The 19,721-nt window shown below is 52.6% G+C and carries 14 protein-coding genes; 4 read left to right on the plus strand and 10 right to left on the minus strand.

What is annotated here, in order from left to right; all coding sequences use genetic code 11:
- Nucleotides 1–7: 7 nt before the first annotated feature.
- Nucleotides 8–2,242, minus strand: a complete 2,235-nt coding sequence (gene relA / locus NNO08_RS02465) for a GTP diphosphokinase (RefSeq protein ID WP_137382740.1) — start codon at nt 2,240–2,242, stop codon at nt 8–10.
- Between the two features lie 100 nt (nt 2,243–2,342).
- A complete protein-coding gene (rlmD, locus tag NNO08_RS02470) occupies nt 2,343–3,641 on the minus strand; it encodes a 23S rRNA (uracil(1939)-C(5))-methyltransferase RlmD (protein WP_271456120.1) in 1,299 nt (432 codons plus the stop codon).
- 57 nt (nt 3,642–3,698) lie between these two features.
- On the opposite strand from rlmD, the gene barA reads away from it, so the two are divergent.
- Nucleotides 3,699–6,455 carry a two-component sensor histidine kinase BarA gene (gene barA, locus NNO08_RS02475; RefSeq protein WP_271455640.1) on the plus strand — a complete coding sequence of 919 codons (2,757 nt, stop codon included), beginning with the start codon at nt 3,699–3,701 and terminating at the stop codon, nt 6,453–6,455.
- Between the two features lie 639 nt (nt 6,456–7,094).
- Here the strand turns inward: barA and NNO08_RS02480 are convergent.
- The 8 genes from NNO08_RS02480 to syd all read right to left on the minus strand — a co-directional run bounded on the left by NNO08_RS02480 (nt 7,095) and on the right by syd (nt 15,475).
- Nucleotides 7,095–8,237 (minus strand): glycerate kinase, encoded by a 1,143-nt coding sequence (locus NNO08_RS02480; protein ID WP_271449523.1) that lies wholly within the window; start codon nt 8,235–8,237, stop codon nt 7,095–7,097.
- Between the two features lie 78 nt (nt 8,238–8,315).
- Nucleotides 8,316–9,656, minus strand: coding sequence for a glucarate dehydratase (gene gudD, locus NNO08_RS02485; protein WP_202037889.1), 1,341 nt, complete (start codon nt 9,654–9,656; stop codon nt 8,316–8,318).
- 20 nt (nt 9,657–9,676) lie between these two features.
- A complete protein-coding gene (locus tag NNO08_RS02490) occupies nt 9,677–11,017 on the minus strand; it encodes an enolase C-terminal domain-like protein (protein ID WP_271456121.1) in 1,341 nt (446 codons plus the stop codon).
- A 2-nt stretch (nt 11,018–11,019) separates the two neighbouring features.
- Nucleotides 11,020–12,372, minus strand: coding sequence for a galactarate/glucarate/glycerate transporter GudP (gene gudP, locus NNO08_RS02495; protein ID WP_271441044.1), 1,353 nt, complete (start codon nt 12,370–12,372; stop codon nt 11,020–11,022).
- Nucleotides 12,373–12,714: 342 nt separating this feature from the next.
- A complete protein-coding gene (locus tag NNO08_RS02500; protein ID WP_271449522.1) occupies nt 12,715–13,164 on the minus strand; it encodes a flavodoxin in 450 nt (149 codons plus the stop codon).
- 19 nt (nt 13,165–13,183) lie between these two features.
- Nucleotides 13,184–13,966 carry a tRNA pseudouridine(65) synthase TruC gene (gene truC / locus NNO08_RS02505; protein WP_271441046.1) on the minus strand — a complete coding sequence of 261 codons (783 nt, stop codon included), beginning with the start codon at nt 13,964–13,966 and terminating at the stop codon, nt 13,184–13,186.
- Nucleotides 13,966–14,295 (minus strand): YqcC family protein, encoded by a 330-nt coding sequence (locus NNO08_RS02510; RefSeq protein ID WP_149692202.1) that lies wholly within the window; start codon nt 14,293–14,295, stop codon nt 13,966–13,968. The genes truC and NNO08_RS02510 overlap by 1 nt, the downstream gene beginning before the upstream one ends.
- A 634-nt stretch (nt 14,296–14,929) precedes the next feature.
- Nucleotides 14,930–15,475: a SecY-interacting protein gene (gene syd, locus NNO08_RS02515; protein ID WP_271441047.1), complete on the minus strand. Its 546-nt coding sequence runs from the start codon at nt 15,473–15,475 to the stop codon at nt 14,930–14,932.
- A 68-nt stretch (nt 15,476–15,543) separates the two neighbouring features.
- On the opposite strand from syd, the gene queF reads away from it, so the two are divergent.
- The 3 genes from queF (at nt 15,544) to NNO08_RS02530 (ending at nt 19,720) form a co-directional block, all read left to right on the plus strand.
- Nucleotides 15,544–16,392, plus strand: a complete 849-nt coding sequence (gene queF, locus NNO08_RS02520; protein WP_271456122.1) for an NADPH-dependent 7-cyano-7-deazaguanine reductase QueF — start codon at nt 15,544–15,546, stop codon at nt 16,390–16,392.
- 113 nt (nt 16,393–16,505) lie between these two features.
- Nucleotides 16,506–17,870, plus strand: coding sequence for a nucleotide 5'-monophosphate nucleosidase PpnN (gene ppnN, locus NNO08_RS02525; RefSeq protein WP_005130941.1), 1,365 nt, complete (start codon nt 16,506–16,508; stop codon nt 17,868–17,870).
- A 560-nt stretch (nt 17,871–18,430) separates the two neighbouring features.
- The gene (locus tag NNO08_RS02530) at nt 18,431–19,720 is read left to right on the plus strand and encodes an HAAAP family serine/threonine permease (protein WP_003034073.1); all 1,290 of its coding nucleotides are present in this window, start codon (nt 18,431–18,433) and stop codon (nt 19,718–19,720) included.
- Nucleotide 19,721 lies beyond the last annotated feature (1 nt).

Consider the following 19,721-nt stretch of genomic DNA (forward strand, 5'->3'; position numbering starts at 1 on the left):
AAAATAATTAATTACCGTGCAAGCGACGCGCGTCGATCACATCCGGCACCTGGTTCAGTTTGCCGAGCACGCGTCCGAGCACCTGCAGGTTGTAGATTTCAATGGTCATATCAATAGTAGCCAACTGTTGTTTGGTATCACTACGGCTGGCAACCCCCAGCACGTTTACTTTCTCGTTAGCAAGAATCGTCGTGATATCACGTAATAAGCCGCTCCGATCATTTGCCTGCACACGGACAACCAGCGAGTACCCTGCCGAGTAGCTTTCACCCCAAACCGCATCAACGATACGTTCTGGGGCATGTGAGCGCAGTTCTGTCAGTTGTTCACAATCAGCCCGGTGCACGGAAATACCACGTCCCTGGGTGATAAACCCGACAATCTCATCGCCAGGGATAGGCTGGCAGCAGCGCGCGATATGGTGCATCAGGTTTCCAACCCCTTCGACCACCACACGGCCATCGTCTTTTCGGCGAGTCTGCGGGGCCTGCGTTTTCTGCTGAAGTTGTTTCAGTGCAGCGGCATCCTGTTCAGCAGCGCTTGGTTTATTAAACTGCGCTTGCAGGAAGTTGACCATCTGGTTGAGGCGGATGTCACCGCCGCCGATCGCCGCCAGCAGCTCTTCCAGCTCATTAAAGCTGTAACGCGGAAGCAGGTGTTTTTCAGCCTCTTTCAGGCTAATACCCAGGTGCGCCAGTTCATCATCGAGGATCTGACGACCAGCCAGGATATTCTTGTCCCGGTCCTGTTTACGGAACCAGGCATGGATCTTAGAGCGCCCCCTGCTGGTCGTCACGTAGCCCAGGTTAGGGTTTAGCCAGTCACGGCTTGGGTTTGGCTGTTTCTGGGTGATAATTTCAATTTGATCGCCCATCTGCAGCTGATAGGTAAACGGTACGATGCGACCGCCAATTTTCGCGCCAATGCAACGATGCCCCACATCACTGTGGATGTGATAAGCAAAATCGAGCGGCGTTGAACCCGCCGGCAAGTCAACGACATCGCCTTTTGGCGTAAAGACGTAAACTCTGTCGTCAAAGACCTGGCTACGCACTTCATCCAGCATTTCACCGGAATCAGCCATCTCTTCCTGCCAGGCTATCAGTTTACGCAGCCACGCGATGCGATCTTCATGACCAGAACGCGCAGCGCCTGAAGCGGTACCTTCTTTGTACTTCCAGTGCGCGGCAACGCCCAGCTCGGCATCTTCGTGCATCTGTTTGGTACGGATCTGGATTTCAATGGTTTTACCGCCTGGCCCCAGCACAACCGTATGGATTGACTGGTAACCGTTAGGCTTCGGATTGGCAACGTAGTCATCGAACTCATCAGGCAGATGGCGATAGTGAGTGTGCACGATCCCCAGTGCGGCATAGCAATCCTGTAAACGCTCAGCCACGATACGCACCGCGCGCACATCGAACAGTTCGTCAAAAGCCAACTGCTTCTTCTGCATTTTGCGCCAGATGCTGTAAATATGCTTCGGACGCCCGTACACCTCGGCTTTTACACCTTCGGTTTTCATCTCTGAACGCAGATGCCCAACAAACTCGTCGATATAGTGTTCTCTGTCGATACGACGTTCATGCAGTAATTTAGCAATGCGTTTGTATTCGGCTGGGTGCAGGTAGCGGAAGCAGTAATCTTCCAGCTCCCATTTTAATTGCCCGATGCCTAATCGGTTAGCCAGCGGGGCATAAATATTGGTGCACTCTTTTGCCGCCAGCACGCGCTCATCTTCCGGCGCGTCTTTCACTTCTCGCAGATGAGCAATACGTTCTGCCAGCTTGATGACCACACAGCGGAAGTCGTCGACCATTGCCAGCAGCATGCGACGAACGTTATCAACCTGCTCGGAAGAGACGGAGTCGGTATGCGTGGCTTTTAGCTGGCGTATTGCCGCCATATCACGCACACCATGGATAAGATTAACGATTGACGTGCCTACGCTCTCGCGCAGGATGTCTTCACTCACCACATTGGCATCCGCCAGAGGGAACAGCATCGCCGCGCGCAGCGTGTCGATATCCATACTCAGCATGGAGAGTATTTCCACCATTTCGACGCCACGCCACAGCAGCAGATCCGCATCCGGATGCCCCTGTGTCTGCTGCAGGCAATACGCCCAGGTTTCGGCTAAGCGTTCACACGACTGCTGGCTGGAGATCCCCAGACTCGCGATCCATTTCTTAGGATCAAACTCACCAGCTTTATTTATATGTGCACTTCTTACCGCAACCATCGTCCTCTCCTTAAGGGGCCTGGCCTGTCGAAGTCGACAAGCCGTACCCATTGTCTTTCACGCTGCGTTACAACCCGAAATCCAATGGGTATAAAATTCATTACAAACGCTCAAACAGGACCATCGATTCCAGATGTCCAGTGTGCGGGAACATATCGAGCATCGCCAGTCGCTGAACGGTATATCCTGCATTGAGTAACGCTTCGCTGTCACGAGCCAGCGTAGCAGGATTACAGGATACATAAACAACGCGGCCAGGGTTTAATTTTATAATATGTTGCATCACACCGGCAGCCCCCGCACGCGCGGGATCGAGCAAGACTTTGTCAAATCCGTTTTTTGCCCATGGTTGTTTGGTGACATCTTCTTCAAGGTTTTCATGAAAGAATGTCACATTGTGTAGTCCGTTATTCCGCGCATTTTCCCGGCCTTTTTCCACCAGCGCAGGGACACCTTCAACACCCACAACGCTCGCTGCTCGTACGGCCAACGGCAACGTAAAATTCCCCATACCACAGAACAAATCGAGCACACGGTCCTCTGGCTGCACATCCAGCCATTCCAGCGCACAGGAAACCATTTTCTGGTTTACCCCTTCATTGACCTGGATAAAATCACGCGGGCTGAAGGTTAAACGTAGTCCATTTGAATCATACCAGGGCGATTCTTCTGAATTTGATTCCAGTATCTCGCTTTGCGGAGCCAGAAACAAAGACAGTCCCTGAGAATGCGAAAAGCATTCCAGTTTTTCTTTATCTGCGGTATTCAGTGGCGCAGTGTGGCGCAAAATCATCAGGGTTCCACTTCCAGCCTGCACCAATTCGACATGCCCCAAGTGACGCAGCCCCTGCAGACTCTGCAGGCATGCCCGAATTTCAGGCAGCAGCGCCTCAAGTTGGGGCACCAAAATAGGGCATTGCTTCACATCGATAATGTCGCTGGAGCCGGACTTGCGAAACCCCATCTGCAATTGCTGCTCTTTCGCGCGATAGTTCAGACTTAAACGCGCGCGGCGCCGATAACCCCACGGGGTATCGGCGATAACGTCCGTCACCTCACATTTCATTAAACGCGACAACGCCGCACTTTTGCTACGCTGCTGCAAAGGGATGCTGGCGTGCTGCTGTTGACAGCCACCACAGACCCCAAAATGTGGGCAACGTGGCACTTCGCGTTCCGAACTGTCGTTTAAGCGACGTTTGACTTGCGCACGGGCAAACTGTTTTTTATCTTCAGTAATCACCACTTCTGCGCTTTCCTGGGGCAGCAATTCCGGTATAAACAGGGCTTTCCCGTTATGACGAGCAACGCCCTGACCAAAAGAATCAAGGTCATTGACGGTAACGGTTATGATCTGACGCGTCGTCACGCGTCGTTTTGCAGAGTAGAATTGCGCCATCGACGAGATATTTCTCTATTTAACAGTGTGACCCTAATTGTCCCATAACGGAACTCCATGACCAACTACAGCCTGCGCGCACGCATGATGATTCTGATCCTGGCCCCGACCGTCCTGATAGGTTTGCTGCTCAGTATCTTTTTTGTTGTGCATCGCTATAACGACTTGCAGCGTCAACTGGAAGATGCTGGTGCCAGCATCATTGAGCCACTCGCGGTATCCAGCGAATACGGCATGAACTTGCAGAACCGGGAATCCATCGGCCAGCTTATCAGCGTGTTGCATCGTCGCCATTCCGATATTGTGCGGGCAATTTCCGTCTATGACGAAAATAACCGACTGTTCGTCACCTCCAACTTTCATCTTGATCCGTCAGAGATGCAATTGGCTACCGGATCGCCGTTTCCACGAAAGCTGAGCGTAACCCGGCACGGGGATATCATGATCCTGCGTACCCCTATTATATCGGAAAGCTATTCACCGGATGAATCTGCCGTTAGCGATGCGAAGAACACCAAAAATATGCTGGGGTATGTGGCGCTTGAGCTGGACCTCAAGTCCGTGCGATTACAGCAGTACAAAGAGATCTTTATCTCCAGCGTCATGATGCTGTTTTGTATTGGTATTGCGTTAATTTTCGGCTGGCGTCTGATGCGTGACGTGACCGGCCCAATTCGCAACATGGTGAATACCGTAGACCGAATACGTAGAGGTCAGCTCGATAGCCGCGTGGAAGGTTTCATGTTGGGCGAGCTGGATATGCTGAAGAATGGCATCAACTCGATGGCGATGTCTCTCGCCGCCTACCATGAAGAGATGCAGCACAATATCGATCAGGCGACGTCAGATCTGCGCGAAACGCTGGAGCAGATGGAGATCCAAAACGTTGAGCTGGACCTGGCAAAGAAACGCGCTCAGGAAGCTGCACGTATTAAATCAGAGTTCCTGGCGAACATGTCTCACGAGCTACGTACACCGCTAAACGGTGTCATTGGCTTTACACGTCTGACACTAAAAACCGAGTTAAATACCACTCAGCGCGATCACCTGAATACGATTGAACGCTCTGCCAACAACCTGCTCGCTATCATCAATGATGTGCTCGACTTCTCTAAACTGGAAGCGGGTAAACTGATTCTGGAAAGCATACCTTTCCCGCTGCGCAGTACACTGGATGACGTCGTAACGCTGTTAGCACACTCCTCCCATGACAAAGGGCTGGAGCTAACACTGAATATTAAAAATGACGTTCCGGACAATGTGATTGGCGACCCGCTGCGCTTGCAACAGGTCATTACCAACCTGGTCGGCAATGCCATCAAATTTACCGAGAGCGGCAATATCGACATTCTGGTTGAAAAACGCGCGCTCAGTAACACCAAAGTCCAGATTGAAGTTCAAATCCGCGATACCGGCATTGGCATTCCAGAACGCGATCAGTCACGTCTGTTCCAGGCTTTTCGTCAGGCTGATGCCAGCATTTCGCGCCGTCACGGTGGTACCGGACTTGGCCTTGTGATCACGCAAAAACTGGTCAATGAAATGGGCGGGGATATCTCGTTCCATAGCCAACCAAATCGCGGTTCCACCTTCTGGTTCCATATCAGTCTTGATCTCAATCCTAATGTTCTGAGCGATCGCTCAACCACCCGCTGTCTGGCAGGTAAACGACTGGCTTACGTTGAACCAAATGCTACCGCCGCGCAATGTACGTTGGATATCTTGAGTGAAACGCCACTGGAGGTGATTTACAGCCCTTCATTCTCTGCATTACCGGCAGAACACTACGATATCCTGCTACTTGGTGTACCCGTCACATTACGCGAGCCGCTCACCATGCAGCATGAACGGCTGGCAAGCGCAGCCGCGATGACCGATTTCCTGTTGCTGGCGCTGCCTTGCCATGCGCAGATTAACGCTGAAAAATTAAAGCAAGGCGGCGCGGCGGCATGTCTGCTAAAACCGCTCACCTCAACCCGATTGCTACCTGCATTAACCGAGTATTGCCACCTGAACCAAGGGTCAGAGCTCCAGGTGTTAGATGAAAGCAAGATTGCGATGACCGTGATGGCGGTGGACGACAACCCGGCGAACCTGAAGCTTATCGGCGCATTACTTGAAGATAAAGTGCAGCACGTCGAGCTGTGCGATAGCGGGCATCAGGCGGTGGACAGAGCCAAACAAATGCAATTTGATCTGATCCTGATGGATATCCAGATGCCGGACATGGACGGTATTCGTGCCTGCGAACTGATCCATCAGCTTCCACACCAGCAGCAGACACCGGTTATTGCGGTAACGGCACATGCCATGGCAGGACAAAAAGAGAAGTTACTCAGCGCCGGAATGAATGACTACCTAGCTAAGCCGATTGAAGAAGATAAATTGCACAGTTTACTGTTGCGCTATAAGCCCGGTGCCGGCACATCAGCCCGGACTATCGTAGCGGCCCCCCCTGAACCCGTGGTCAACCCGAATACGACCCTCGACTGGCAACTGGCGTTGAGACAGGCTGCCGGTAAAAACGATCTGGCGCGGGATATGCTGCAAATGCTGATCGATTTCTTGCCTGAAGTCCGTAACAGAATTGAAGAGCAACTGGTGGGTGAAAACCCTGAAGGGTTGGTGGATTTGATTCATAAACTACACGGCAGCTGCGGTTACAGCGGGGTTCCCCGCATGAAAAACCTGTGCCAGCTTATTGAACAGCAGTTACGTAGCGGGACCAAAGAAGAAGAGCTTGAACCAGAGTTTTTAGAGCTTCTTGATGAGATGGACAACGTCGCGCGGGAAGCAAAACGGATATTGGGGTGATATTCGCCGGAGGCGGCGTAAACGCCTTTTCCAGCCTACAGGTTTTGCTGTTTACCACAGTTCCTATAAGCGTCGCGCATCAGGCACATCGCCGGATGCGGCGTAAACGCCTTATCCGGCCTACAGGTTTCGCTGTTTATCACAGGCCCGATAAGCGTCGCGCCATCGGGCACATCGCTGGAGGCGGCGTAACCGCCTTTTCCGGCCTACAGGTTTTGCTGTTTACCGTAGGCCCGATAAGCGCCGCACATCGGGCACATCGCCGGAGGCGGCATCAGCGTCTTTTCCGGCCTACAGGTTTTGCTGTTTACCGTAGGCCCGATAAGCGCCGCACATCGGGCACATCGCCGGAGGCGGCATCAGCGTCTTTTCCGGCCTACAGGTTTCGCTGTATACCACAGGCCCGATAAGCGTCGCGCCATCGGGCACATCGCCGGAGGCGGCGTAACCGCCTTTTCCGGCCTACAGGTTTTGCTGTTTACCGTAGGCCCGATAAGCGCCGCACATCGGGCACATCGCCGGAGGCGGCGTAACCGCCTTTTCCGGCCTACAGGCTTTGCTGTTTACCACAGATCCGATAAGCGCCGCGCATCGGGCACATCGCCGGAGGCGGCGTCAGCGCCTTTTCCGGCCAACAACTCAGCGTAATTGCTGCCCTGCTTTAAGCGTTGCGGCCACGTTTCGTGCTGTCATCCGCACATTTTCACTCGCATTATCCAGCGCCTCATCCAGCGTGCAAATGGTATAAATCACGCTAAAAACGGCATCAATTCCATGCTCATGTACCACACCAACATCTGGCGTCAGGCTGCCTGCAATACCAATGACTGGCTTATTATATCGCTTTGCAACGTTCGCTACGCCAACCGGGACTTTGCCATGGATCGTCTGACTGTCAATACGCCCTTCCCCGGTCACAACTAAATCTGCATCCGCAACGCAGTCATCAAGGTGTAACGCATCCGTCACGATCTCGATACCACGGCGTAGCTGCGCACCACAAAACGCATACAGTGCAGCCCCCATGCCTCCGGCTGCGCCACCACCGGCCAGCTCCAGCACGTTAACGTCCAGATCGCGGGCGATCAGTTGTGCATAGTGCGTGAGCGCATTATCCAGACGGGTAATCATCTCCGGCGTTGCCCCTTTTTGCGGACCAAATACTGCAGAAGCGCCCTCTTTACCGGTCAGCGGATTCGTGACATCGCAGGCCACTTCAATACGACAGGTAGCAAGGCGCTTATCTAACGCTGAAATATCTATCCTGGTGAGCGATTCCAGGCCGATCCCGCCTTGTGCAATCTGGTTATTCTGCGCATCCAGCAATTTGGCGCCCAGAGCCTGCACCATACCGGCACCACCATCATTAGTCGCGCTACCGCCAATCCCAATGATGATATGTTCTACACCCGCATTCAGCGCATGGCGAATCAACTCTCCGGTCCCCCATGATGTGGTTTTCAGCGGGTCGCGCAACCCTGCCGGAACCCGCTCTAACCCACTGGCGGCCGCCATCTCGATAAACGCTGAGCGCTCATCTCCCGATAACCCATAAAATGCCCGTACCTTACTTCCCAGGGGACCCGTAACATCAACATGCACAAGGTGGCCCGCCGTAGCGGCAACCATCGCCTCGACCGTTCCTTCACCACCATCAGCAACCGGTATCTTTACGTAATCCGCATCAGGCCAGATCTCACGAAAACCCTGCTCAATGGCAGTTGCCACCTCAAGCGCACTCAAACTCTCTTTATAAGAATCCGGTGCAATTACTATTTTCATAAGCCGTCCTTACGCATGTTGATTCTGTTAATCATACACCTGGAGATGTGCCGGTTCCTGTCAGAACCGGCATAACGCTTAGCGCACCATGCATGGGCGTTTATTATCAAAGGTCCAGTTCGGGATCAGGTACTGCATTCCCATCGCGTCATCACGCGCCCCCAGGCCGTGCTGCTGGTACAGCTCGTGTGCTTTCATCACCTGGTCCATATCCAGTTCTACACCCAGACCCGGCTTCGCTGGCACCTGTACCATGCCGCCTTTAATGTCGAACGGCTCTTTGGTCAGGCGTTGGTTACCTTCCTGCCAGATCCAGTGGGTATCAATGGCCGTAATTTTACCCGGCGCCGCTGCCGCGACATGAGTGAACATCGCCAGCGAAATATCAAAGTGGTTGTTAGAGTGTGAGCCCCAGGTAAGGCCAAACTCATGACACATCTGCGCCACGCGAACAGAGCCCTGCATAGTCCAGAAATGCGGGTCAGCCAGCGGAATATCCACAGACTGCAACGACAGCGTGTGCCCCATCTGACGCCAGTCGGTAGCGATCATATTGGTCGCCGTCGGCAGGCCAGTAGCGCGGCGGAATTCCGCCATCACTTCACGCCCAGAGAACCCCTGCTCCGCGCCGCATGGATCTTCAGCATAAGCCAGTGATCCTTTCAGATACTTACCGATCTTGATCGCTTCATTCAACGACCAGGCGCCGTTGGGATCGAGCGTTACGCGGGCCTGTGGGAAACGCTTCGCCAACGCGACGATAGATTCCGCCTCCTCTTCCCCTGCCAGCACGCCACCTTTCAGTTTAAAGTCGTTAAAACCATATTTCTCATACGCTGCTTCAGCCAGGCGCACTACCGCATCCGGGGTCATGGCCTCTTCATGGCGCAGGCGATACCAGTCGCACTTCTCATCCGGCTGACTCTGATACGGCAGCGGCGTCGCTTTACGGTTGCCGACGAAGAACAGATACCCCAACATTTCCACTTCGCTACGCTGCTGACCATCACCTAACAGAGACGCGACATTCACCCCCAGGTGCTGGCCTAACAGATCCAACATTGCCGCTTCGATCCCGGTAACCACATGAATAGTGGTACGTAAATCGAAGGTCTGCAAACCACGCCCACCGGCATCCCGATCGGCAAAGGTATTGCGTACCGTATTCAGTACGTTTTTGTATTCACCTAACGTTTTGCCCACCACCAGCGGAATCGCATCTTCCAGAGTCTGACGAATTTTCTCGCCGCCGGGAATTTCGCCCACCCCGGTATGACCGGAATTATCTTTGATAATCACAATATTACGCGTGAAGAACGGGGCATGTGCGCCGCTCAGGTTCATCAGCATGCTGTCGTGGCCCGCAACCGGGATCACCTGCATAGCGGTCACTACTGGGGTAGAAAATTGTGCGCTCATTATCGTGTCCTTATTCAAAATCAGTGACGGCCGAAAACGGGACGTTTACGGTCAAAAGTCCATCCGGGGATCAGATACTGCATCGGTGCTGCATCATTACGCGCACCGCCGGGCAATGCCTTATAGGCTTCATGCGCTTTCTGTACCTGATCCCAGTCCAGTTCCACACCCAGACCGGGTGCATCTGGAACCGCAATTTTTCCGTTCTTTATTTCCAGCGGATTCTTCGTCAGACGGCAATCGCCCTCCTGCCAAATCCAGTGCGTGTCGATGGCTGTCGGATTGCCCGGCGCTGCCGCACCGACGTGAGTAAACATTGCCAGCGAAATATCAAAGTGGTTATTGGAATGGCATCCCCAGGTCAGGCCCCAGTCATCGCACAACTGTGCCACGCGCACTGCACCAGAAAGCGTCCAGAAGTGCGGATCGGCCAGCGGAATATCGACAGCATTCAGCATTACCGCGTGGCCCATTTCGCGCCAGTTGGTAGCAATCATGTTGGTCGCCACCGGCAAACCGGTCGCGCGGCGGAACTCAGTCATCACTTCACGCCCGGAAAATCCCTGTTCAGCGCCGCACGGATCTTCGGCGTAGGTCAGAACATCATTTAGCCCTTTGCACAAGGCGATCGCTTCATCCAGTAGCCAGGCACCGTTAGGGTCTACCGTAATACGTGCCTCCGGGAAGCATGCTTTCAGCGCACGGGCGGTTTCAATTTCTTGCTCACCCGGCAACACACCGCCCTTCAGTTTGAAATCTTTAAAGCCATAACGATCCTGTGACGCCTGCGCCAGACGCACCACCGCATCGCTGGTCATCGCTTGCTGGTGACGTAAGTGATACCACTCATGTTTACCCGGCGTACTTTCCAGATACGGCAGATCGGTTTTGGTGCGATCGCCTACATAGAACAGATAACCGAGCACGGTCACTGCATCACGCTGCTTACCCGGACCTAACAGCTCGCAGACCGGTACATTCAGCGCTTTGCCCAGCAGATCCAGCAGCGCGGCTTCCAGCGCCGCCACCGCATTGACGCGCAGCTCAAATGTCCAGGCGCCATTGCCGAAGGTATCAAAGTCAGCAGCCTGATTGCCTTTATGCACCTGCTGGACCACCTTATTCAGGCGGGCCACTTCCTGGCCTAACACCTGCGGAATAGCGTCCACCAGCGTTTGATAGATCACTTCTCCGCCCGGCGCTTCACCCACACCGGTGTGTCCGGCGTTATCAGTAAGGACCACGATATTGCGGGTAAACCAGGCGTTATGCGCGCCACCAATATTGAGCAGCATGCTGTCATGACCAGCCACCGGAATGACTTTCATGTCGGTAATAACGGGACTCGATTGTGTTGTCATCATCATTGTCCTGCGACAGGTTTCAGTTCGATACGTTTAATATCGCCAACCAGCACCAGATAACTCACCACGGCAATCAGCGCATGCACTCCAACGTAAATCAAGGCACCATTAAACGACCCCGTCGTGCCCACAATGTAGCCGATAGCAATCGGTGTCACGATGCCGGAGATATTACCGAACATGTTGAACAGACCGCCGCTCAGGCCGCTAATCTCTTTAGGAGCCGTGTCCGCCATTACCGCCCAGCCCAGTGCACCAATACCTTTACCGAAGAAGGCCAGCGCCATAAAGCCGATAATCATCCATTCAACGTTGACGTAGTTACAGAACACCATCACCATTGACAGCAACATACCCAACACGATTGGCGTTTTACGGGCGATATTTAGCGAACCGGTGCGACGCATCAGCCAGTCGGAAATAATGCCGCCGAGCACGCCACCTGCGAATCCGCAAATAGCCGGGACCGACGCCACAAATCCCGCTTTCAGAATCGACATACCGCGCGCCTGTACCAGATAGACCGGGAACCAGGTGATAAAGAAGTAGGTCAGCGCGTTAATACAGTACTGGCCGATGTAGATACCGATCATCATGCGGGAACCCAACAACTGCTTGATTTGTCCCCATTTCACGCTGAACGGAACTTTAGCTTTAGCTGCTGCCTGATCCATGTTGATCAGTGCGCCACCTTCGGCAATGTAGTCCAGTTCTTTTTGGTTTACACCCGGATGCTGGTTCGGTTCGTGAATCACTTTCAGCCAGACAAAGCTGATGATGATCCCGAGTCCACCCATAAAGAAGAATACGTGTGACCAGCCCACTTCGTGGGTCAGCCAACCCATGATTGGCGCGAAGATAACAGTGGCGAAGTATTGCGCGGAGTTAAAAATTGCCACCGCGGTCCCCCTCTCCTGCGCCGGGAACCAGGCCGCAACAATGCGACTGTTGCCAGGGAACGAGGGTGACTCAGCTAAGCCCACGAGGAAACGCAAGGTAAACAGTGCGACGATGATTCCGAAGCCGCTAAAGATATCGACGAAGCCTTGCAGCAAGGTAAACATGGACCAGATAAAGATGGACCAGAAATAAACGCGCTTTGAACCAAAGCGGTCAAGCAACCAGCCGCCGGGGATCTGGCCGATAACATAGGCCCATGAAAAAGCAGAAAATACATACCCCATCCCGACCGCATCCAGACCAATGTCTTTGGCCATTTCTGAACCGGCAATGGATAAAGTGGCGCGATCGCCGTAGTTGAAGGATGTGACGATAAACAACATCACCACTATCCAGTAGCGAGCGTTAGTGCGTTTTTCCGCGCTGCTCGCCGCCTGACTTAATGAACTCATTGTTGCACTCCTGAATCTTGGCTTTCGCCAGTTCATTCTGTACAGCACCTGTAGGGTGATCAGAATGAGAGGTTAGTGTGTGGCAGTTTTGGTACAGCTCGGGGCCGTTTTATTCTGACTCGCTGCCTTTCCGGGAACTGACGGGAAAAGTATATGAAGGAGTGCCTCTTTCCCTCACCGTGCAGGAACACAACATTAGAGAGGCAGTGAGAAGTTGTTTGGGGCATAAGCCCAAAGCAGTGGAAGTTAGTTCACGTAATTGGGGTTTTATTGCCGGGTGGCGGCTTCGCCTGACCCGGCCTACGGATCAAATGGGGGTTGCATGCCCGTGCGGGCGAGAGGTTATTTAAGCAAGGTTCCCCAGCTTTCTACCCAGGGATTAGATTCGCTTTCCGGTTCCGGATGTTCACCGGCATCAATCAGCAACATCTCACCCACTCGCTGGGCGCTCTGTTCTTGCAAAAGCGCATCAAACTGCTTACCGCCGCCGCAGAAATTGGCATATGAACTGTCACCGAGCGCAATAATGCCGTAGTGAACGTCAGGCTGGTAACCCAGTTGGTCTTTAATTCCCTGAAACAGCGGCACGATGCTGTCCGGCAGATCACCTTGTCCCGTCGTCGACGTTACGACCAGGATGTACTTGTCTTTGTATTTTTCCCAGTCAGCCAGTTCAGGATCTTCATAAACCGTGGCTTTATGCCCCTGATTTGCGAGGATAGCTTCGGCCTCTTCGGCAACCAGCAGCGCGTTTCCATACATTGTGCCGACAAAAATACCAATTTCCGCCATAACCTTTATCTCCAAGGACTTAAGAATCTGTCTGCTCATCCTGACCTGACAACCCGCTGAACTCAACCCTTTCATTCTCAGGGAGAAGCCCACACCAGCCAAACTGTGATAGCGCTTGCATCCAGACGTTATCCAACCCGGCACGAATAACCAGTGGTTCACCGGTGAAGGGGTGCGTAAGTTCAAGCTGGCTGGCATGCAGCATCAGGCGCTGGCAGCCAAAATGCTCTGCGGCGCTGCGGTTTTGTCGCAAATCACCGTGCTTACTATCGCCAATAATCGGATGACGCAAATGCGCCAGGTGACGTCTGAGCTGATGTTTACGGCCAGTTTTAGGATCCAGCTCCACCAGCCCGTAACGGGTGGTTGGATAGCGACCGGTTGCCACGGGCATTTCTACCGTAGCCAGCCCGCGATAGTGGGTTACCGCAGGCTGTGGGCCTTTGTCGTCACGGGCAAATTTATCGGCAATCTTGTCCAGCTCTTCCACCAACGGATAATCCAGCACGGCGTCGTCCATCAGCCAGCCGCGCACAATGGCATGGTAGCGTTTTTGGATTTGATGCTGCTCAAATTGCTGTGCCAGCCGTCGTCCGGCCTCGCTGGACAGCCCCATCAACAGCACACCGGATGTTGGTCTGTCGAGTCGGTGGGCGGTAAAAACGTGCTGGCCAATCTGGTCACGCACGGTTTGCATTACCACCACTTTCTCATCGCGGTCGAGCCAGCTACGATGAACCAGCCAGCCCGAAGGTTTGTTGACTGCAACCAGCCATTGATCTTGATAGAGAATTTCCAGCATCAGGCGTCATCACGGGTAAATAGCGCATCCAGGTCCTGCAATGCAATCAGGATCACATCGCGCTGCGGATGATCGGCTGCCAGCGCCATTTCATAATATGGCGCAATAGCGAACGCTTCCGGAAGTGGCTGCGCATTATCAAGCAGCGCATGCATACGGGGAATCAACACCCACTGCAGCCATTCAACTGGCTCCATGGTATCCATACAAAAAGGCTGCGTGCTGGAAAACAGATGCGCTTCTGGCTCATCCATCCGCCAGTGATTATGTTCACGCAGCAGTGCTTCAAGCGCATGCAACTGCTCGCGCACACGGTCATGAGTCGTCATGAAATTAACCCCAATGATGAAAAATCTGGCGCGAAGAATAGCACTAGTAGAAGGGAAATAAAAAAAAGGGAGCACTGTAAAAACAGTGCTCCCGGTTCGTTTCGCAGCATTCCAGCTACTTTTGGTGCTCCCTGCTCATCCGTGACAACTTTTCCTGTGGTCTTGCGACCTCGTTCATCCTGAACATTTGCATCCTGCTCACACCGCCCCGATGTGAAAACTTCATCCTGAAGTGTCCCTGGCCATCCTGACCCGCCGAACATCCTGACCGGCTCTCATTCTCCATCCTGGAGGTGTCCTTTAACGCTTCCCGCGTTTTCCTCTTTGCTTCATCCTGAAACCTGTCCTTGCAGCACCGTCCTGGTGTGTCCTGCCGAAGTGTCATCATCCTGATGTTCACTTCGTTGTGCGACTCCTTGTCGACGGAGATAGAATCGCCTGTTTCGCATTGTCTTACAAGACACTTACAGACATACCCTAATGATTATTTTCGTATGAAAGTTGACAATAAAACATTAACCGATTGAATTATAAATATTTAATATTATATCGGCCAATGAAGTCTTTACTGATCACCTGGCAATCTCCTACAGGGTTTGTAAGAGATCTCTCACACGCCCTAGGGCAAACTGGATTACAGAACAGGCTTAAGTTGAGTAAGAAATTCCGCAAGTGAGGCCGCCAGAACCGTTCGTTTACGGGTTCCCAGCGTTTCCTTGCAGACTTCCCCAGACAAGTTGCACACTGAAATAACATCAAGTTCATTGTCCAGTGTGGCAATAAAAAGCGTAGGAGAGAGCTTAAGGCGTTTTTGCGTAACCAGGTGGCCGATCAGGTTTTCCTGTACGCGTCTGAAGTCATCTTCAGACCAGGTTTGCAGAAGAGTAAGTTTTTCGTCCGCAAATTGTGCGTGCATGTCCCCGGCAAACTGGGTGGTATAAAACGCATGAACAGCGGGTTGTACCACAATATCAAAGGCACGTTCAACCGCGTTTACATTCGGCTCGCCTACAAAAGGCTGCGGTTGCCAGTACACCGCATCGTTCGTGGAGGAGATGATGCACGGAGACGGTACGCCATACAGCTCTTCACTCAGCGGCCAGCTGCTGTTTTTTTCATGCCATGCATCGCAATAACGCGTCGTAAAGGCTGTCAACGCCTGTGCGGTCAATTCGTCCACTGATTTCTCTCTTCACAAAAGCCAGGATACACTTGTCGCATAGTGTATCTGGTTTATGACGGTGAAACATGTCTTCTTATGAAAATCATCGGGCGCTTGACGGCCTGACTCTCGGAAAATCAACGGATTACCGAGATATTTACGACGCCAGCCTGCTGCAGGGTGTTCCGCGCAGCCTGAACCGCGACCCGCTGGATCTAAAAGCCGATAATCTGCCTTTTCACGGCGCGGATATCTGGACGCTGTATGAACTGTCATGGCTGAATGCCAACGGCTTACCGCAGGTTGCGGTCGGCCATGTAGAGCTGGATTACACCAGCGTTAATCTGATTGAATCAAAAAGTTTTAAGCTGTATCTGAACAGTTTTAATCAGACGCGTTTTGACTCATGGGAACACGTCCGCCAAACTCTGGAACACGATCTACGCGCCTGCGCGCAGGGTGATGTCAGCGTGGCGATCTATCGTCTTGACGAACAAGAAGGGCAGCCGATAGCCCACTTCAATGGCACCTGTATCGACAATCAGGATATCGTCATTGATAACTACCAGTTCAGCACCGACTATCTGGAAAACGCCGTGAGCGGCGACAAAGCAGTAGAAGAGACGCTGGTCAGCCATCTGCTGAAATCCAACTGTCTGATCACCCATCAGCCTGACTGGGGTTCCATACAAATTCAGTATCGTGGACGCAAAATCGACAGGGAAAAGTTGCTGCGCTATCTGGTCTCCTTCCGCCACCATAATGAATTTCACGAGCAGTGTGTGGAACGTATTTTCAATGACCTTCTGCGTTTCTGTCAGCCGGAGAAACTGAGCGTATATGCACGCTACACGCGACGCGGCGGCCTCGATATCAACCCATGGCGCACCAACACAGATTTCACCCCCGCAACAGGCAGACTGGTGCGTCAGTAATCTTTTTTCTCAATTTTGCGTGTCGGATTCCGCGCGCAAGGTTGTGAAAGGTCATAAGCCAGGGCTATTGTAATCAGTAGAGGATGATATCTCTCGTCCCGTAAGGAGTTTACTTGATTACACATATTAGCCCGCTTGGCTCAATGGACATGTTGTCGCAGCTGGAAGTCGATATGCTTAAACGCACGGCCAGCAGCGACCTGTATCAACTGTTTCGTAACTGTTCGCTTGCCGTTCTGAACTCCGGCAGTTTGACCGACAACAGCAAAGAGCTGCTGTCTCGTTTCGAAAGTTTCGACATTAACGTGCTGCGCCGTGAACGCGGTGTGAAGCTGGAACTGATCAACCCACCTGAAGACGCGTTTGTCGATGGGCGCATCATTCGCGCGCTGCAGGCCAACCTGTTTGCCGTCCTGCGCGACATTCTTTTCGTCAATGGCCAGATCCATAACGCGGGTCGTTTTCAGCATCTGGATCTCGAAAGCTCGGTTCACATCACCAACCTGGTGTTCTCCATTCTGCGTAATGCCCGGGCACTTCACGTCGGTGAAGCGCCGAACATGGTCGTCTGCTGGGGCGGTCACTCAATCAACGAGAACGAGTACTTGTATGCGCGCCGCGTGGGCACTCAGTTAGGCCTGCGTGAACTGAACATCTGCACCGGGTGTGGTCCGGGCGCGATGGAAGCACCAATGAAAGGTGCCGCGGTCGGCCACGCTCAGCAGCGCTACAAAGACAGCCGCTTTATCGGTATGACCGAGCCGTCAATTATCGCTGCGGAACCACCAAACCCGCTGGTTAACGAACTCATCATCATGCCGGACATTGAAAAACGTCTGGAAGCGTTCGTCCGTATCGCTCACGGCATTATCATCTTCCCCGGCGGCGTAGGAACGGCTGAAGAGCTGCTGTACCTACTGGGTATCCTGATGAATCCGGCGAACAAAGATCAGGTTCTGCCATTGATCCTGACCGGGCCAAAAGAGAGCGCAGATTACTTCCGCGTACTGGATGAGTTTATCGTGCACACGCTGGGAGAAGAGGCGCGCCGTCACTATCGAATTATCATTGACGATGCAGCGGAAGTCGCTCGTCTAATGAAAAAAGCGATGCCGCTGGTGAAAGAGAACCGCAGGGACACCGGTGATGCCTACAGCTTTAACTGGTCAATTCGTATCGCGCCTGATTTGCAGATGCCGTTCGAACCGTCCCACGAAAACATGGCGAATCTGAAACTGTATCCAGACCAGCCTGTTGAAGTGCTGGCTGCAGACCTGCGTCGCGCATTCTCCGGTATTGTCGCGGGGAACGTGAAAGAAGTCGGCATTCGCGCCATTGAAGAATTTGGCCCGTACAAAATCCACGGCGACCCTGAGATGATGCGCCGCATGGACGATCTCCTGCAGGGCTTTGTTGCACAACATCGTATGAAGTTGCCGGGCACTGCGTATATCCCTTGCTACGAAATCTGCGCATAACCTTCAACACCGGGTAGCTGATGCTACCTCGGTGACAGTTTTGTCCATATCAAAGCCGGATTTGGCGCATCAGCCAACCGGCTTTTTTAGTGATACCAGTCACATAGCTCACGCAATAACATAAACATCAATTATCCTTCGTCTGACAAGCTCCGAAACGCAAACGATTACCTTCCAAAGGAAACCGTGATTTATCACCGCAAATTATAATTAGTCGTCAGAATTCACTAAAAATAACAGTTTTTATAGCGCAACCCTCGTATCTTCGCGCCCTGTCTTTCATGCCATATGTCGTTAATGTTAGCCTTCACGCCCGTAAATTCGCTTTGACTATTTTTTAACAGATTAATGGTCCAAATTTATCCACATAAAAGGTGGATTATTGCATTTGAGATCGCGATCACTGATACATTCATTACTTAAATGTATCTTTCCGCCCGAAAATTATTACGGCGAAAAATTATATAAAAATCGCTAAACGAATTTCGTTTTACAGTCGGGTATTTTTTCATTGGATTGAACCCAAACCCGACTTTTTAAGCTTCCTCCAGGAGAAACAGATGGAAAACACTCAAACCAGCACTATCGTTACGGGCCAGACCCGCAGCGCATGGCGCAAGACAGACACCATGTGGATGCTGGGCCTTTACGGCACGGCGATTGGCGCGGGTGTATTATTCCTGCCAATTAACGCAGGCGTTGGCGGTATGATCCCGCTGATCATCATGGCCATTCTTGCCTTCCCAATGACCTTCTTTGCTCACCGTGGTCTGACCCGCTTCGTGTTGTCCGGTAAAAATCCGGGTGAAGACATCACTGAAGTTGTAGAAGAGCACTTTGGCGTTGGCGCAGGTAAACTGATTACTCTGCTCTACTTCTTCGCTATCTACCCCATTCTGCTGGTTTACAGCGTTGCAATCACCAACACCGTTGAAAGCTTCCTGACTCACCAGTTGGCGATTACGCCGCCGCCGCGTGCAATCCTCTCTCTGATTCTGATTGTCGGCATGATGACCATCGTGCGCTTCGGTGAGCAGATGATCGTGAAGGCGATGAGCATCCTGGTATTCCCGTTTGTTGCGGCACTGATGCTGCTGGCACTGTACCTGATCCCTCAGTGGAGCGGTGCGATTCTGGAAACCATGTCTTTTGACTCTGCGGCAACCACCGGCAACGGCCTGCTGCTGACCCTGTGGCTGGCAATTCCGGTAATGGTGTTCTCCTTCAACCACTCCCCGATCATCTCCTCCTTCGCCGTGGCGAAGCGTGAAGAGTACGGTGATGAAGCAGAGAAGAAATGCTCCAAGATTCTGGCATTCGCTCACATCATGATGGTACTGACCGTTATGTTCTTCGTCTTCAGCTGCGTATTCAGCCTGACTCCGGCGGATCTGGCTGCAGCTAAAGAGCAGAACATCTCTATCCTGTCTTACCTGGCGAACCACTTTAACGCACCGATTATTGCCTGGATGGCACCGATCATCGCGATTATTGCTATCACCAAGTCCTTCCTCGGCCACTACCTGGGTGCGCGTGAAGGTTTCAACGGTATGGTAATTAAGTCTCTGCGTGGCAAAGGCAAGTCCATCGAAATCAATAAACTGAACAAAATCACTGCACTGTTCATGCTGGTAACCACCTGGATTGTGGCGACGCTGAACCCGAGCATCCTCGGCATGATTGAGACCCTGGGTGGCCCGATCATCGCGATGATTCTGTTCCTGATGCCGATGTATGCGATTCAGAAAGTACCGGCAATGCGTAAATACAGCGGCCATATCAGCAACGTGTTCGTTGTGATTATGGGCCTGATCGCTATCTCCGCTATTTTCTACTCTCTGTTCAGTTAAT

The sequence above is a fragment of the Citrobacter sp. Igbk 17 genome (assembly GCF_028069775.1).
Lineage (GTDB): Bacteria > Pseudomonadota > Gammaproteobacteria > Enterobacterales > Enterobacteriaceae > Citrobacter.

Coding starts and splice junctions, on each gene's coding strand:
- relA (WP_137382740.1), bottom strand. CDS start 2,242: ATGGTTGCGGTAAGAAGTGCACATATAAATAAAGCTGGTGAGTTTGAT.
- rlmD (WP_271456120.1), bottom strand. CDS start 3,641: ATGGCGCAATTCTACTCTGCAAAACGACGCGTGACGACGCGTCAGATC.
- barA (WP_271455640.1), top strand. CDS start 3,699: ATGACCAACTACAGCCTGCGCGCACGCATGATGATTCTGATCCTGGCC.
- NNO08_RS02480 (WP_271449523.1), bottom strand. CDS start 8,237: ATGAAAATAGTAATTGCACCGGATTCTTATAAAGAGAGTTTGAGTGCG.
- gudD (WP_202037889.1), bottom strand. CDS start 9,656: ATGAGCGCACAATTTTCTACCCCAGTAGTGACCGCTATGCAGGTGATC.
- NNO08_RS02490 (WP_271456121.1), bottom strand. CDS start 11,017: ATGACAACACAATCGAGTCCCGTTATTACCGACATGAAAGTCATTCCG.
- gudP (WP_271441044.1), bottom strand. CDS start 12,372: ATGAGTTCATTAAGTCAGGCGGCGAGCAGCGCGGAAAAACGCACTAAC.
- NNO08_RS02500 (WP_271449522.1), bottom strand. CDS start 13,164: ATGGCGGAAATTGGTATTTTTGTCGGCACAATGTATGGAAACGCGCTG.
- truC (WP_271441046.1), bottom strand. CDS start 13,966: ATGCTGGAAATTCTCTATCAAGATCAATGGCTGGTTGCAGTCAACAAA.
- NNO08_RS02510 (WP_149692202.1), bottom strand. CDS start 14,295: ATGACGACTCATGACCGTGTGCGCGAGCAGTTGCATGCGCTTGAAGCA.
- queF (WP_271456122.1), top strand. CDS start 15,544: ATGTCTTCTTATGAAAATCATCGGGCGCTTGACGGCCTGACTCTCGGA.
- NNO08_RS02530 (WP_003034073.1), top strand. CDS start 18,431: ATGGAAAACACTCAAACCAGCACTATCGTTACGGGCCAGACCCGCAGC.